This window comes from Banduia mediterranea (assembly GCF_031846245.1).
Classification (GTDB): Bacteria; Pseudomonadota; Gammaproteobacteria; order Nevskiales; family Nevskiaceae; genus Banduia; species Banduia mediterranea.
This window is the reverse complement of record NZ_JAVRIC010000020.1, coordinates 1-16,442: the sequence shown is the minus strand read 5'-3', so window position 1 is coordinate 16,442 and position 16,442 is coordinate 1. Positions and strand designations below refer to the sequence as shown.

The 16,442-nt window shown below is 63.3% G+C and carries 12 protein-coding genes; 10 read left to right on the top strand and 2 right to left on the bottom strand.

What is annotated here, in order from left to right:
* The first annotated feature begins 79 nt into the window (after positions 1-79).
* The gene (locus RM530_RS13220) at positions 80-1,333 is read left to right on the top strand and encodes a DUF445 domain-containing protein (RefSeq protein WP_311365721.1); all 1,254 of its coding nucleotides are present in this window, start codon (positions 80-82) and stop codon (positions 1,331-1,333) included.
* On the opposite strand, the gene RM530_RS13215 is transcribed toward RM530_RS13220, so the two are convergent.
* A complete protein-coding gene (locus tag RM530_RS13215) occupies positions 1,307-1,663 on the bottom strand; it encodes a hypothetical protein (protein ID WP_311365720.1) in 357 nt (118 codons plus the stop codon). The two genes, RM530_RS13220 and RM530_RS13215, sit on opposite strands and share 27 nt — an antisense overlap.
* A gap of 165 nt (positions 1,664-1,828) precedes the next feature.
* Entirely contained in the window at positions 1,829-1,960 is a 132-nt protein-coding gene (locus RM530_RS13210) for a hypothetical protein (RefSeq protein WP_311365719.1), read from the bottom strand.
* A 15-nt stretch (positions 1,961-1,975) separates the two neighbouring features.
* On the opposite strand from RM530_RS13210, the gene mrcB reads away from it, so the two are divergent.
* From mrcB to RM530_RS13165, 9 genes are all read left to right on the top strand, one after another.
* Entirely contained in the window at positions 1,976-4,294 is a 2,319-nt protein-coding gene (gene mrcB, locus RM530_RS13205; RefSeq protein ID WP_311365718.1) for a penicillin-binding protein 1B, read from the top strand.
* A complete protein-coding gene (locus RM530_RS13200; RefSeq protein WP_311365717.1) occupies positions 4,291-4,875 on the top strand; it encodes a tetratricopeptide repeat protein in 585 nt (194 codons plus the stop codon). Before mrcB ends, RM530_RS13200 begins: the two co-directional genes overlap by 4 nt.
* A gap of 50 nt (positions 4,876-4,925) precedes the next feature.
* Complete coding sequence (yoaA, locus tag RM530_RS13195; protein ID WP_311365716.1) at positions 4,926-6,860, top strand: DNA repair helicase YoaA; 1,935 nt, start codon at positions 4,926-4,928, stop codon at positions 6,858-6,860.
* Positions 6,857-7,576, top strand: a complete 720-nt coding sequence (gene tsaB / locus RM530_RS13190; protein ID WP_311365715.1) for a tRNA (adenosine(37)-N6)-threonylcarbamoyltransferase complex dimerization subunit type 1 TsaB — start codon at positions 6,857-6,859, stop codon at positions 7,574-7,576. Before yoaA ends, tsaB begins: the two co-directional genes overlap by 4 nt.
* Before the next feature lie 131 nt (positions 7,577-7,707).
* Complete coding sequence (locus tag RM530_RS13185; RefSeq protein WP_349256241.1) at positions 7,708-9,189, top strand: SulP family inorganic anion transporter; 1,482 nt, start codon at positions 7,708-7,710, stop codon at positions 9,187-9,189.
* A gap of 10 nt (positions 9,190-9,199) precedes the next feature.
* Positions 9,200-10,048, top strand: a complete 849-nt coding sequence (locus RM530_RS13180; protein WP_311365713.1) for a universal stress protein — start codon at positions 9,200-9,202, stop codon at positions 10,046-10,048.
* A 332-nt stretch (positions 10,049-10,380) separates the two neighbouring features.
* Complete coding sequence (locus tag RM530_RS13175) at positions 10,381-10,962, top strand: gamma carbonic anhydrase family protein (protein WP_349256243.1); 582 nt, start codon at positions 10,381-10,383, stop codon at positions 10,960-10,962.
* A gap of 505 nt (positions 10,963-11,467) precedes the next feature.
* Positions 11,468-14,533, top strand: a complete 3,066-nt coding sequence (locus RM530_RS13170) for a TonB-dependent receptor (RefSeq protein ID WP_311365712.1) — start codon at positions 11,468-11,470, stop codon at positions 14,531-14,533.
* A 56-nt stretch (positions 14,534-14,589) separates the two neighbouring features.
* Entirely contained in the window at positions 14,590-16,077 is a 1,488-nt protein-coding gene (locus RM530_RS13165; RefSeq protein WP_311365711.1) for a hypothetical protein, read from the top strand.
* Positions 16,078-16,442: the final 365 nt, after the last annotated feature.

Genomic DNA, 16,442 nt, shown 5'->3' with positions numbered 1-16,442 from the left:
AGATGGGGGAGGGTCGGTGTAGACACTTTGGCGCAGGTGCCGGCACTAACGACGCCTGTGCCCGGGCGGTCGCGCGCGCATGAGCATCGTCGACGCGGTATTGGCGCATCAGGACGGGTTGAAGATCATCTCGATTCCGTTCGTCGCGGCCTTCGTGGGCTGGTCGACCAACTGGCTCGCGGTGCGCATGACCTTTTACCCGCTGGATTTCTGGGGCGTGCATATCGGGCCGCTGCCGCTCGGCTGGCAGGGCATCATCCCGTCCAAGGCGCGGCGCATGGCGGGTCTGGCGGTACAGTCGATCCTGAGCAAGCTGATCTCGATGCGTGAGATCATCGAGGTCATGGATCCGCGACTGGTCGCCGAGCACATCATCGAGGAAGTCGATCCGCTGCTGGACGCCTGGACCGATGAAATGATGATCGCGCACCATCCGGTGCTGTGGTCGAATCTGCCGGACCCGCTGCGTCGCATGACGCGGGTGCGCGTGCGCGCCAAACTGCCACACCTGATCGACGACCTGATGCAGGACATTGCGCTCAATGTCGACCATCTGGTGGATGTGAAAACCCTGGTCGAGGATCACCTTGAAAAGAACAAGGAACTGCTCAACCGCGTGTTCTGGGAGTGCGGTCAGACCGAGTTCCGCTTTCTGGTTCATTCCGGTTGGTTTTTTGGTGGCTTTTTCGGCTTGTTGCAGATGTTGCAGTGGTTCCTGTTTCCGGTGTGGTGGACCCTGCCGATCGGCGGCGTGGTGGTGGGCTACGCCACCAACTGGATCGCGCTGAACCTGATCTTCCGTCCGCTCAATCCGATCCGGCTCGGGCCCCTGCGCATCCAGGGACTGTTCCTCAAGCGCCAGGACGCGGTCTCCGAATCGTTCTGCCGGATCATGGTCGAGGACATCGTCACGCTGCGCCGCCTGATCGAATCAATGCTGCAGGGGCCGCAATCGGAACGTACTGCCGCGATCGTGCGACGCCACATGCGTCCGCTGGTGGACGGCGTGGCCGGTGCGCTCAGCGGCACCATGAAACTGCTGGTCCAGACCACGCTGGGGCCGAGCCGTTTCGCCGAGATTCGCGAATCGGTTGGCGACAAGGCGCTGGCCGAGGCCTCGCTGCCGTTCAACAATGACGCGTTCGCGCACGAACGCGCGGCCGTGGTCGGCTCCTTGATTCAGGGGCGCATGCAGCAGCTTCCGGCCGAGGAGTTTCAGGACCTGCTGCGGCCGTGCTTCAAGGAAGACGAGATGAAGCTGATCCTGGTCGGTGCCGCGCTCGGCTGCATGGCCGGCTTTGCGCAACTACTCCTGGTGTTCGGTGTCGGCTGAGCGCTGCGACTTGGGCAGCGCGGCTGCGACCGCATCGGCGGTGTGCCGGTTCGCGTCGAGCAGTTCGCGATAGGCACCGCGCTGCTGTTGCAGCAAGGACCGGGACAGCGCCAGATTGCGCAAGCCTGGGCCGGACATCGCTTCGGGATCGGCGAACGGCATCACCCGGTTCAAGGTCCAGTCCTGCAGCAGGTCGACCTTGTTTTCGGCCCGCGAAAGCTGCTCGTAGTACTCCACCAGCGTTGCACGTAGCGCGTAGTCGCTGATCAGCGACAGGCTGCCGCTGTTGCGCAGCGTTTCGTGGGTGCCTCGTGTGGGAACCGTGACCACATTCGCGACGATGTAGCGAAAGACGTCGAAGGCTTGCTCCGGCGTTCATGGAGTTGGCTCGTCTGGAGCGAAAATCAAGCTGTCCAACGCCTTCAGCCTGGTATCCAGGCTCGGAAGCAGCTGTTCGAGTGGCTGGCGATCACTGGCCAGATCCTGCGCGAAGCCTTACGGGTATTCCAGGGCGCGATGCTGTTGCTGGCGTCCCGCGTTCCAGTTGTTGAGCAGGAAGGCAGCGGTGACGCCGAAGTACACAGGCCCAACTCCGCCGCTGACTGCGCGGCTGCGAGCCAATTTCATTATCATTGCGCACCCATGCGCAAATCCTCATCCCGGTCCCCGCTTCGCGGCTGGTTTCGCGTTCGCCGCGGCTTTCTGATCGCTTTTGTTCTCGCCCTGTGCGCTGCGCTCGCGGCGTTCTCCTACTATCTGGTTCAGCTCGATCATGTGGTGCGGACACGCTTCGCCGGCGCACGCTGGGCCTTGCCGGCACAGGTCTACGCCGCGCCGCTGGAGCTGTATCCCGGCCTGCGGGTGGACGCGGCGATGCTGCAGCGAGAGTTGGGGCGTCTCGGTTACCGTCCTGTCTCGGACGCCGCCGGCCCCGGAACATTCTCGGTGTCCGGTTCGACCATCGATCTGGTCACGCGCGCCTTTCGCTTCTGGGATGGCGCGCAGCCTTCGTCCCGTCTTTCCGTCCGGTTTTCGGGCCACTCGATCAGCGAAATCCTGGAGCCCGGCGCGCCGAGTCCGCGCGTGATCGCGCGCCTCGATCCCCTGCTGATCGGCAGCATCCATCCGGCGCACGGCGAAGATCGTGTACTGGTCAGGATCGCGGATGTGCCGGAACTGCTGCCCAAGGGTCTGGTGCTGGTCGAGGACCAGCATTTCTACCAACATCACGGCATCTCGATTCGCGGCATCAGTCGCGCCGCGCTCGCCAACCTGCGTGCAGGGCGGGTGGTGCAGGGGGGCAGCACCATCACTCAGCAGTTGGTGCGCAATTTCTTTCTGACGCTGGATCAGACCTGGGCGCGCAAGGCCAATGAGGCCCTGATGTCGCTATTGCTGGAGGCGCACTACAGCAAGGATCAGATTCTGGAGGCCTATCTCAACGAGATTTTTCTGGGGCAGGACGGCGACCGTGCGATTCACGGCTTCGGCCTGGCCAGCCGCTTCTATTTCAACAAGCCACTGTCGGAGTTGCAGTCGCACGAGATCGCGCTGCTGATCGGACTCGCCAAGGGCGCTTCGTACTACAACCCGCGGCGCAATCCGGAACGGGCCAAGGCGCGTCGCGCGCTGGTGCTGCACCTGTTCCGCGATGCGGGCTACATCGACGAGGCCGAATACCAGACTGGTCTGGAAAAGCCCTTGGGCGTTACCGGCGTCAAGGGCGGCGTCGAGCGTTTCCCTGCGTTCATCGAGCTGGTGAAGCGACAACTGCGTCGTGACTATCAGGACGAGGATCTGCTCAGCGAAGGTCTGCGCATCTTCACCACACTGGACCCGCGCGCCCAGGAATCCCTGGAAAGACGCATGACTGAAGGGCTGGACCGGATCGAAACGAGCCGCAAGATGGTTGAAGACTCGCTGCAGGGCGCTGGTGTGGTCGTGAGCCTGGAAGGCGGAGAGGTGCAGGCCCTGGTCGGCGGGCGCTATTCGCACTATGCCGGATTCAATCGTGCGCTGGACGCACGCCGTCCGATCGGCTCTCTGGCCAAACCCTTTGTCTACCTGGCGGCGCTGTCCGAACCCGGGCGCTACAACCTGCTGACGCCGGTGGACGAGCAGCCGGTGTCGCTGAAGCTGCCGAATGGCTCCATCTGGACGCCGCAGAATTACGATCATGAGCTGCACGGCGTGTTTCCGCTGTATCTCGGACTCGCCAAGAGCTACAACCTCGCCACGGTGAAGGTGGGCCTCGACATCGGTGTGGACAAGGTGGCCAGGATGTTCGAGGCTGCGGGCTATCCCGGTACGATGACGCCGCTGCCGTCGATCATGCTCGGCGCGGCGGAGATTCCGGCGATCGACGTGGCGCAGATGTATGCCACGATCGGCAACGGTGGTTATCAGTACCCGCTGACGGCGATTCGAGATGTGACCACGGTCGACGGCGAGCCGCTCAATCGCTATCCGCTGCGCGGCAAGACCGCGCTGCCGGATGCGCCGGTGTTCCTGCTCAACTGGGCGATGGAGCAGGTGATGATCTTCGGCACCGGCGCCAGTGCCTACAACGTGATTTCGCCCGCGACGCGGCTGGCCGGCAAGAGCGGCACCACCGACGATTACCGTGATGCCTGGTTCGCCGGCTACGGCGGCGACCGCGCCACGGTGATCTGGGTGGGGCGCGACGACAACAAATCCACCGGCCTGTCCGGCAGCAGCGGCGCCTTGCCGATCTGGTCACAGGTGATGAGCGATCTGCGCGTGTCCAGCTTCGATCCGCTGCCGCCGTCCAAGGTCGAGACCGTGCTGGTCGAACCGCAGAGCGGTTTGCGTGCCGACGAGGGCTGCATGAATCCGATTGCGGTACCCTTCGTCGCGGATTATTCGCCGGAAGACTACGCCCCCTGCGCCAATGCCTACCGGCCTGGAGCGCTACAGTGGTTTCGAGACATATTCAGATGAGTCGAACTTACCGACGCGGCCTGTATTGGCCGCTGATCAGCCTGCTGCTGTGCGGGCTCGCGGCCTGCACCACGACGCGGCAGCCACGCCAGGACTGGCCGCAACCGCGTCCGGACGATCCCAACGCGCCGGTCTACCCAAGCTGGCCGCCCGAGCCGGGCAGCGAGGGCGGCGTCGAGCTTCCGCAGCAGCCCGCGCAGCCGCCGGTACAGAATTTCCCGCGCAGTGCCACCGAAGTCAGCGGCCCGGCGGTGATGGCCTTGATCCAGCAGGCGCAGGCACAGCGCGATGCCGGCAATGGCGATGTCGCCGCCGCCACGCTGGACCGGGCACGCCGCATCGAACCGCGCAATCCGTTCGTCTGGCTGGAGCTGGCGAAGACCCAGCTGGCCCAGGACCAGGCGCAGGACGCCGAGGCCACGGCCCAGCGCGCCAGTGCCTACTCACGCGGCAATCCCTACATCGACCAGGACCTGTGGCAAGTGATCGCTGCGGCCCGGGAACAGCTGGGTGACGCCGGTGGCGCCAGCGCCGCACGGGCCAAGGCCGGTGAAATCGCGCGCATGCTGCCGTCGTCCTGAAAGGCGGCTCCATCGACACCGCGGACCACAGCGGCGACGCCGGGGCTGTCGTGAACGGGCGTGATGCCGTGCCTCTGGAGCAGCGGGCGGTCCAGGCGTTCGCCGAAGCCGGCGCGCTGGCGGCGGCCATCGAAGGTTTTTCCGCGCGTCCGGCTCAGGTCGCCATGGCCGGTGCCGTGGCACGCACCCTGGATCGCGGCGGCACGCTGGTGGTCGAGGCCGGAACCGGTACCGGCAAGACTTTCGCCTATCTGGTTCCAGCCCTGCTGGCCGGACGCCGCGTGGTGATTTCGACAGGCACCAAGAACCTGCAGGACCAGCTGTTTCATCGTGACCTGCCACGCGTCGCGGAGGCGCTGGGCGTACCGGTGCGGCGCGCGCTGCTCAAGGGGCGCGGCAACTACGCCTGTATCTACCGCAGCAAGCGGGCCCTGAACGATGCCCGCAATGGCGCGGAGATCGAACGCCTGATGCGTGTCCGGCAATGGCTGTCCGCGACCAGCAGCGGCGAAATCGCCGAACTCGGATTCGGCGACGAGGCCGATCCGCTGGTACCGCGCATCACCTCCACCGTGGAAAACTGCCTCGGCGCGCGTTGTCCGGATTTCGAGCGCTGTCATGTGGTGCACGCGCGCCGCAACGCCGCGTCGGCCGACGTGGTCGTGGTCAACCATCATCTGCTGTTCGCCGATTTCGTGCTCAAGCAGGAGGGCTTTGGGCAGATCCTGCCGGGCGCCGACGCGGTCATCGTCGACGAAGCGCATCAGGTTCCCGAATTGGCGCTGCGCTTCTTTGGTTCGCGTCTGTCGACGCGACAACTGCTGGACCTGTCGCGCGATACCGCGCGCGAACTCTCGGAGCTGGGCGACGTGCCGGACGCGGCCGACGCCACCGCCGCGGTGACCGACGCGGCGGTGGCGCTGGAGCGCGTATTCCTGAACGTATCGGCGCGCACCACGGCGGCGGCCTACCGGCGCGTAGGCGGTGCCGGCGAGGCGCTGGTCCAGGTCGAGGAGGCGCTGGCGCAACTGTTCGTCGCACTCGATTTGATTGCGGATCGCGCCCAGGGCGTGGCTGCGGCGCGCGACCGCACGGCCGACGCACAGCGCCGGCTCGCCGAGTTTCTGGACCAGCGCGAGAACGACAGCGTGCGTTGGGTGGAGCCGCTGAATAATGGCGGGGCGCTACACACCACGCCGATTCGCGTGGAATCCCGATATGCCACGGCCGTTTCGGCCCAGGCCACGTCCTGGGTCTATACCTCGGCGACACTCGCTGCCGGCGGCGATTTCTCGCATTTCACCGGGACGCTGGGGCTCGACGACGCCGAGAAAGTGCAGCTGGAAAGCCCGTTCGATTACGCACGGCAATCGCGCATGTGGCTGCCGCAGGGTTTGCCGGACCCGAACGACCCCACATTCACCGACGCCTTCGTCGACACCTTGCTGCCCCTGCTCGAAGCCTCCCAGGGCGGAGCCTTCGTGCTGTGCACGAGCCATCGCGCGCTCAAGCGGGTGGCGCAGCGCCTGCAGCGCGAGACCTGCTTCCCCTTGTTCGTGCAGGGCGAGAACGACCGCGCCACCTTGTTGGAGGGCTTCTCGGAATCGGGGCGCGCCGTGCTGGTGGGCGCCGCCAGTTTCTGGGAAGGCGTGGATGTGCGCGGTTCTGCCCTGCGCCTGGTGGCGATCGACCGCCTGCCGTTCGCGGCGCCGGGCGATCCGGTGTTCGATGCGCGGATCAATGCCCTGCGTCAGTCCGGTGGTCAGCCGTTCATGCAATTGCAGCTGCCCGCAGCGATCGTGGCGCTGCGACAGGGCAGCGGGCGCCTGATCCGTGATCAGACCGATCTCGGCCTGCTGGTGCTGGGCGATCCACGCCTGCGTACGCGCGGTTATGGTCGGACGGTGCTCGACAGTCTGCCACCGATGACCCGGGTGAACAGCTCGCAGGAAGCTCAGGACTGGCTCAGGACACTGGCGCCATGAATATTCTTGCGATCGATACCGCCACCGAAGCCTGTTCCGTGGCCGTGAGCCGGAACGGACAGGTTCATGCGCGCTTCGAAGTGGTCGGGCGAGGACATACCCAAGTGCTGTTGCCGATGCTCGACGAGGTGCTGACCGAGGCAGGCATTCGTCCGGCCGAGATCGAGCTGTTCGCCTGCGGTGTCGGCCCTGGCAGTTTCGCCGGTGTGCGCATCGGCGTCGGCATCGTCAAGGGATTGGCGCTGGCATTGGAGCGACCGGTGGTGGCCGTCAGTTCGCTGCTGCTGATCGCGCAACAGGCTTTCGATCGGGGTGCGGACGGACCGCTGGCGGTGTCGATCGATGCGCGCATGGGCGAAGTCTATTTCGCCATGTTCGAGCGTGGTGAGGACGACCTGGCGCTGGAGACGCAGGCGCCGATCGTATGTGACCCACGACAAGCGCCGTTGCCCGCGGGTTCGGTTCGGGGCGCCGGGAGCGGATACACCGCAGCCGAGGGCGCCCTGGCCACTCGATTTGGCGAGTATCTGAGTTCAGTGGACGTGAACGCATTGCCCGATGCCGCGGCCGCCTTGCGGGTGGCCGAAGCCGCTTTGCGCAACGGCACGGCACAAAGCGCCGATGCACTGGAGCCGCTCTACGTTCGCAACCAGGTGGCCCTAACGATGGTCGAGCAGGCGCAGCTGCGTGAGCAGCGTTCGGCCGGGCGCGACTGAGCCGGTATACTCGCGCCGCTCCGACCCGGCGTCATCCTTGCAACGCTGGTCTTCCGATCCAATTCCCGCCGGATAATCCGTCAGCCCGCATCGCTGCGAGCGGCCTTCCGGCTGAACCGCTGCGTGTACTCATGCTGATCCGTTCCCTGCGTCAAACCTGGCTGTCCAATCTGCGCGGCGATGTGCTTGCCGGGCTTGTCGTTGCCCTGGCCCTGATTCCCGAAGCGATCGCGTTTTCGATCATCGCCGGTGTCGACCCCAAGGTCGGTCTCTATGCCTCGTTCTCGATCGCCGTGGTCATCGCCTTCGCCGGCGGTCGTCCCGGCATGATCTCGGCAGCGACCGGCGCGATGGCGTTGTTGATGGTGGGCCTGGTCAAGGAGCACGGGCTGCAATACCTGCTCGCGGCCACGCTGTTGACCGGTCTGCTGCAGATCGTGGCCGGTGCTCTGAAGCTCGGCGGCCTGATGCGTTTCGTATCGCGCTCGGTAATCACCGGCTTCGTCAACGCGCTGGCCATTCTGATCTTCATGGCGCAGCTGCCCGAGCTGATCCACGTGAGCTGGATCGTCTATCCGATGGTCGCGGCCGGACTGGCGATCATCTACCTGTTTCCGCTGCTGACACGCTCGATCCCGTCGCCGCTGATCTGCATCGTGGTGCTCACGGCGGTGTCGATGCTGCTGGGCCTGGACATCCATACCGTCGGCGACATGGGCGAGCTTCCCGACAGCCTGCCGGTGTTCCTGCTGCCGGACGTGCCACTGACGCTGGAGACCCTCTCCATCATCCTGCCGTACTCGGCGACGCTGGCGGTGGTCGGCCTGCTGGAATCGATGATGACGGCGTCTATCGTCGACGACTTCACCGACACCAACAGCAACAAGAATCGCGAATGCGCGGGGCAGGGGGTCGCCAACATCGCTTCGGGACTGCTGGGCGGCATGGCGGGTTGCGCCATGATCGGGCAGTCCGTGATCAACGTGAAATCCGGTGGCCGCGGCCGCCTGTCGACCCTGGTCGCCGGTGTGGTGCTGCTGATCATGGTGGTGTTCCTGGGGCCCTGGGTCAGTCAGATTCCGATGGCGGCGCTGGTGGCGGTGATGATCATGGTCTCGATCGGCACCTTCAACTGGGACTCGCTGAAGAACCTGCGCAGCCACCCGGCCAGCTCCAGCATCGTGATGTTCGCCACCGTGGTGGTGGTGGTCGCCACCCACGACCTGGCGCGCGGCGTGCTCGTGGGAGTGTTGCTCAGCGGCCTGTTCTTTGCGCACAAGGTCGGTCGGGTACTGCGTGTGGATTCCGCGACCGAAGACGAGGGGCGGCAGCGCAGTTATCGCGTGGTGGGACAGGTGTTCTTCGCCTCCTCGGAGCGCTTCGTGTCGAGTTTCGATTTCAAGGAAGTCATTGAACGCGTGTGTATCGACGTGAGCCGCGCGCACTTCTGGGACATCTCGGCGGTTGCCGCGCTCGACAAGGTCGTGCTCAAGTACCGTCGCGAGGGAACCCAGGTGGAAGTACTGGGTCTGGACGAGGCCAGCCTCACCCTGGTCGACCGATTTGCGACCCATGACAAGCCCGACGCCGTCGAACGGCTGATCGAGCACTGAGGAGATGACAATGCAAAAGCTCAGAGCCTGTGTGGATGGAGCCGCCTACACCCCGAGTGTCTGTGATCTCGCGGCCTGGGCCGCGCTGCGGCTGGAGATTCCGGTGGAACTCCTGCACGTGCTGGATCGGCATCCCGAGCACGCGCCGGTCATGGATTTCAGCGGCAGCATTGGCCTGGGCGCCAGCGAAGCGCTGCTGTCCCAACTGAGCGAACTGGACGAACAGCGCAGCCGTCTGGCACAGGAACATGGCCGTCAGTTACTGGAAGGCGCGCGCACACGGGTTGCCGCCGCCGGAGTCACCGCCGTGGACCTGCGCCAGCGGCATGGCGCCCTGGTCGATACTCTGCTCGATGTGCAGGCGCAGACGCGTCTGTTCGTACTGGGTCAGCACTACCACCTCGACACGCCGGGCAAAGTCCATCTCGACCACACCTTGGAACGCGCGATTCGCGCCGTACAACAGCCGGTGCTGGTCGCCGCCGAGGCCTTCCGCGAGCCGCGCAGCTTCCTGATCGCCTTCGATGGCAGCCAGACCGGCCGCAAGATGGTCGACAAGCTTGCGATGAGTCCCTTGCTGAGCGGTCTGAGCTGTCATCTGGTGAACGTGAGCCACGGCAATTCGGAAGCCGGCGAAGCCCTGGAGTGGGCGAAAGCCGCGCTGCAGCGCTTCGATCCGACTGTCCGGATTCTGAGCGGCGAGCCGGAAGTCGCGATCATCGACTATCTGCGAGAGCAGGATCTGGATCTGCTGGTGATGGGTGCCTACGGACATTCGCGCATCCGTCAGCTGATCATCGGCAGCACCACGGCCAGCCTGCTGCGATCGAGTCCCGTGGCCGCGTTGGTCCTGCGCTAGAGGCGCACCGAAACACCGAGCCGGCGCGAAGTCAGCCTGTTCCTGCATCCCGCCCGCGGCGTCTTCCGGGTCGCCGCAACGGCGGGCTACGCCGCATATGGCTTTGTCTAGCTGATGATCGGTTTCTTTGCGGCGCGGCGTTGGCGGCGCTCGGGGCCGACGAGACGATGGACAGCAAAGAGGCGCTGGAGCGGGACCTTACCCATCGATTCGGAGGCCTGATCGCAATTGCGCTGGTCCTGGTCCTGGGCCTGGCGGCCTATTCGCTGTGGCGTCTGGTGCAGCCGGGCGCGCGGCATTCCGGTTCAGCTGCGGTATGCTTGGATTCATTGATGGAAGCCTGTGCGGAGCAACACTTGATCTACGAATTCGAGGGACACAGCCCAAGTCTTGCCGACGACAGCGTATGGCTAGCCGACAACGCGACCGTGATCGGTCGCGTCGCCTTGGCCCGAAACAGCAGCGTCTGGTTCAACGCGGTGTTGCGCGGTGACTGTGACGATATCGAGATCGGCGAGGGCAGCAATATCCAGGATGGTGCGGTCTTGCATACCGATGCCGGTGTGAAGCTTCGAATCGGGCGGAACGTGACCGTCGGTCATCTGGCGATGCTCCATGGCTGCACCGTCGGCGACGACAGTCTGATCGGTTTGCAGGCCACGATACTCAACGGCGCCCGTATCGGACGTCATTGTCTGATTGGCGCCAGGGCCCTGGTCACCGAAGGCAAGGAAATTCCCGACGGCTCTCTGGTCGTGGGAGCGCCGGCCAAGGTAGTGCGCGCGCTCACGGCTGAGGAAAAGGCGGCCATTGCCATGTCCGCACAGCACTATGTGCAGAACGCGCGTCGTTTCCGCAGCGGACTGCGGGCGCTGCCTTTCGGTACTCCGGACTCCGGAACGCGGACGATCTAGCGGCCATCGCCGCCGGCCGCACACCAAAGGTTTCACTGTTGTGACAGTTGCGAGCCGGCGCAGGACGCCCGGCGATTTCACTGCGGCCTGATTTCCGTTGACACCACGACCGGATCGCCCGAGCCATGCGGCGCCGTGACGTCGATTCGTCATCGTTTCGTAACCATCCTGTCATCGAACACCTCTAGCCTGCGCAGCCATGAATTTGGAGTGCTTGGGGACGAAAGCCTTGTCCGCAAGTCGCGTTGACGGAACGACGCACTTCATCTGAATGCGACATCGGGGGTCACTCGTTTCGAAACAATTTTCGGTCATCGGCGCCACAGCGCCACACCGAAAGACCGTTCGGTATTGCGCCACGTCGCGCAACCAGACGTCGAGACCGCATGACTTCGACGCGCCAAGGACCCGGCGCGACGGCGCGGCTCGGAATGATCCCCCGCCTGGTTCGATCGCATCACTTTTGGGTTGTGCGGCCATTGCTTGCGGATTTCCAGAGGTCTAAATGAGAAGATTCGGGTTGAAGCACATCGCGGCGGCAGCGATTTCCTGTCACGCCGTGGTTGCGATCGCGCAGGATGAGCTGGTTATCTATGCGTTCCAGGATGGCAAGCCGGCCAGCGGCCTGACCGCGGTGCTGGACGGCGAAGCGCGAGCAGAAATTGGCGCCGACGGTTCGGTCATGTTCGATCTGGCGGCCGGTTCGCACAGTGTCGTGTTCTCGGACCAGGGCACACCGGTCCAGACCATCCGCTTCAACTCGGCCAAGGGTCAGTACGTTGACATCAACGTCGCGCTGAAGCCCGGTGCCGAGGCGCAGGTTTCCGTGGAGCCCTATTTCGGCGCGGAGACTGCGGTCGAGACGGCCAAGGCCCCCAGGGGATCGCTGGGCGGTCGCATTACCAACAACGGCGTGCCCCTGGCCGGCGCCACGATCACGGTTCGCGGCACTGGCGCCACGGCCACCACCGACACCGATGGTCGCTACAGTCTTGAGCTGCCGCGCGGCGTCTATGAGCTTGAAATCAATCACGACGGTTTCGCCGCGCCGATGGCGGAAGACGTGCGCGTGGTCAGCGGCGTGTCCAGGAACGAGAACATTCGCCTGGGTGGCCGCACTTCGGGTTCGCAGGACGCCTCGCTTGAGGAAATCGTCGTCACCGCCAAACTGCAGCCGAACGCCTTCGAGGAAAGCGAGCGCTTCGCCGTCAATGTGATCGATACGATCGGCATCGAGGAACTGGCGCGTTTCGGTGATACCGACGTGGCCGCCTCGGTGGTACGCGTGCCGAGTGTGACGATTCAGGACGACAAGTACGTCTTCATCCGCGGTCTGGGCGGGCGCTATATCACGACGACACTCAATGGTTCGACGCTGCCGAGTACCGATCCTTCGAAGCGCACCGTACCGCTGGATCTGTTCCCGACCAACATGGTCAGCCAGCTCGACGTCAAGAAAACCTTCGTCGCGAGCATGCCGGGCGAGTCCACCGGCGGCAACCTGGTGATCAACACGCGTACCTTCCCGCTGGAGCGCACCGGCAAAGTTTCGCTGTCCCTCGGCTATGTGCCTGGTCTCACAGGCGATGACGTGGCCTCGGATCCGAGCCGCAGCGATCTCGATTTCCTGGGCTGGGATGATGGTTCGCGAGACGTTCCGGCGGCTGTGCCGGGCATCGCCGAAGTTCTGAAATATGACGACTATTACTCGAACAGCACCGAGACGGAGCTGCGTCAGATCGGCGGTCTGCTGCTCAAGGACAATCTCGACCTCGATACCACGACCGCAACGCCCAAGGTGTCGCTGGGTCTGAACTACGGTGATGTCTTCGATTTCGACGGCAATGAGTTCGGGTTCTTCGCGGCCGGCAACTATCGCAATGGCTGGAGTCAGAAGGAATCGGGTGTGTCGCGCACCTACACCGCAGGCAGCGGCGAAGTGTTCGACGACTTTACCTTCGAGGAAGCCAGCAACAACATCGATGCAAGTGCCTTGCTGGCCCTCGGCCTGAACATGGGCAGCAATACCTACCAGTCCAACAGCCTGGTATCGCGAGTTACAGAGAGCAAGACGCGCGTCTCGCAGGGCCTGGACGGCGATTCGAATTTCCAATCGTATCGGTACACGATCGACTGGACCGAGCGGCAGTTCCTGTCGCAGCAGTTCTCCGGCGAGCACGTGATCGGCGACTCCGGCAAGTTGGTCGCGGACTGGCAGGTGACCGGTTCCCAGGCGCGGCGTTACGCGCCGGACCGCCGCGAAGTCCGATTCGACCTTCGCGAGGGCGATGGTATCTACAATCTGCAGGTTCCCAACCTGCTGCGTCGTTACGACGATCTGGTCGACGACAACGTCGACGTTTCCTCAGACCTTGAATACGCCTTCGACTCCAACAGCTTTGGCAGCTCGAAGATTCAGTTCGGCGTCCAGGTAATCCGCCGTGAACGTGATGCGGATTCGGAAAGCTACGGTTACGACGGCGGCCTGCAGTCCGGTGTGGACGACAACGCGCCCAACCTCCTGGTCAGCGAAGTGCTGACGGTGGACAACATCACCGGCGATTCCGGGACGGGTTTCGCCTTTCAGGACAAGACTCAACCCAGCGACAGCTACGAAGCGGAAATGGATCTCGACAGCGCCTATCTGTCGTATGACCTGATGTTTCTGGACAGCTATCAGATTGTTGTGGGCGGGCGCTACGAGGACTACACGCAGACCACCGATACCTTCGAACTGGCGGGGGACCGGGGACCGGTGAGCTCGAAGATCGACGAAGGCGTATTCCTGCCGAGCTTCTCATTCAACTGGTTCGTGTCGGAAGAGCAACAGCTGCGTTTCGCGGTGTCCAAGACCGTGTCGCGTCCGGACTTCAAGGAAACCTCGAACGCGGTGTTCTACGACAAGGAATTCGATTTCCGCGTTCGCGGCAACCCGAACCTCAAGTTGTCGGAGGTCGTCAACGTCGACCTTCGTTGGGAGCGCTACTTCTCGGATACCGAGAGCCTCAGCGTGGCCCTGTTCTACAAGGACCTGAAGGACCCCATTGAGCGCGTCGTGCAACCTGCTTCAGGGACCGCTGGAAATTCGCGAACCTTCAGCAATGCGGATTCCGCGGAGCTGTACGGCATCGAGCTGGACCTGCGCAAGGACTTCAGCTTCGACGAACGTTATGACCGGACGTTCTTCATTGCCTTCAACGGCAGCTATATCGATTCCGAGGTGACCCTGGCGACCGGCGAGAAGCGCAAGTTGCAGGGCCAGCCGGACTACACCCTCAACGTGGTTCTCGGTTACGACGACCTGCCGACCCGTCAGCAGCTGACGCTGCTGCTCAACCAGAGCGGCGACAACATCGTCGACGTCGGCGTGTCCGGCCGTCCGGACGTCATCGAGGAACCCCGGCTGGCGCTCGACGTGAACTACAAGTTCGACGTGACCGCGGACTTCGCGCTGAAGGCGAAGGTAAAAAATCTGCTGGATTCGGAAGTCGAATTCACGCAGGGAGGAAAGGTCTTCCAGAGCTATGACAAGGGCATGGAGCTGGAAGCCGGATTCGACTGGAATTTCTGAGCCAAGGCGCAGTTCGTTTCAGACAGAAACAACCTATTGAGACTTACGGAGTGGTTATGACTTTCAAGAAGCTTGTGCTGATTACAGCGATGGCGAGCGCCCTGGGTGCTCTTTACGGTTGCTCCGACGGTGACGAAACGTCGATTCTGATCGAGGGCGACACCAATGGTGGTGGTGGTGACACCGACGGCGGCGATGTGGCCGTCTCCGAGAACTGCCCGGAATGGGCCTCGGCGAAGAACAAGGACGACGACGGCAACGATGTCTGTGCCCTTCCGTCGACGATCATGGAAGACCGCACGCTGAGCAGCAATATCGTTTGGTACCTCGAAGACCGCGTGACGGTCGGCAACGGCAACCGTGAGATGTCTGCGACGCAGGGCGAACTCGCCAGTGGCGTAGCTGTGGCGGATGTCACGCTGACGATCGATGCCGGCACTGCGATCAAGGGCAAGAAGGGCACCTTTGCCAATCTGCTGATCACGCGTGGCTCCAAGATCATGGCCGAAGGTACTGCCGACGCGCCGATCGTGTTCAGCTCTGACGACGCTGACGACACCGGTTCGGGTGAGTGGGGCGGCCTGATTCTTCACGGCTATGCGCCGCACAATGAATGTCCGACCGCGGCCGACTCGGCTTGCAACATCGACGCCGAAGGCGAATCCGGCTTCGCGGCTGGCTACGATGCGGACGACAGCAGCGGTGTGCTGAAGTACGTCGTCGTGACCGAGGGTGGTTATGAATTCGCTCCGGGCGACGAAATCAACGGCATTTCGCTGGTCGGTGTAGGTGCCGGCACCGAAGTCGACTACGTGCAAGTCAACTCCAACTCGGATGACGGCATCGAATTCTTCGGTGGCACCGTCAACATGAAGCACGTCGTACTGACCAACAATCTGGACGACTCGGTCGACTGGGACGAAGGGTTCTCTGGCAACCTCCAGTACGTCTTGGTTGTTCAGAACACCCCGGACACGTTCGGGACGCTGATTGAGGCAGACACCTTCGGCTCTGACGCATTTTTGTCTCAGCCGACGATCCTGAATGCCACCTTTGTCGCCAAATCGGGCGAATCGTCACCACCCGCGCTTTTCAACTTCAAAGCGGGTACGGGCGGCTACGTGTTCAACTCGATTCTGACCGCAGACCTCGATAGCACGATCTATCAGGCGTGCATCTTCGTCAACGGCGGAGACGCGCAGGGCGAGCAGAACACGCATTTGGTCGTCGAGGATTCGATTCTTGATTGCGGGCTCAATGGTATCGGTGGCTACAACGGAGAGACCGAAACCGTGAGCGAGACGGGTTTCGCCCTCACGCTCATGGGAGTGGCTACGGTCGACCCTGCGCTGGACGACAACTATGTTCCGGGTGCCGCCGAGGCCTCGCTTGCCGGGCCGATCGATTTCGTGGCCCTCATGGGTACCTATGCTGATCTGAGCGCTGATCCCGAGTATCTCGACGCGACCGACTACATGGGCGCGGTCGATCCGGACGCCACCTCGCTGTGGTTCGAAGGCTGGACCATCGAAGGCTCGCTGTAAGCGACCAGCTGCAATCGGACTTCGGTTCGAAAAAAGACGGCCGCATTCGCGGCCGTCTTTTTTGGTTCGTCAGCAGAATCTGTGGATGAGTTGAGGTCCTGGTCTGAGGTTTCCCCTCAAATTGTTCTGATGATCTGTTTATTTTCAGCGAATTGCGAGGTATTGTTTAGATAAAACTGCGCCTGAAGTACGCGCAGGGCACGGCTTGTATCTCTTCGGAAGTCACCAAACTACCCGAGGAGCCCGTGCCATGCGCGCCAGCAAATTATCGGGTCTTGTGTGGTCTTCTGGTGGGGCCCGGCGTGGAGCCGATCATCCTGATCGATTGGTCGGATTTGAAGGCGGATCGGCGCTGGTTGTTGTTG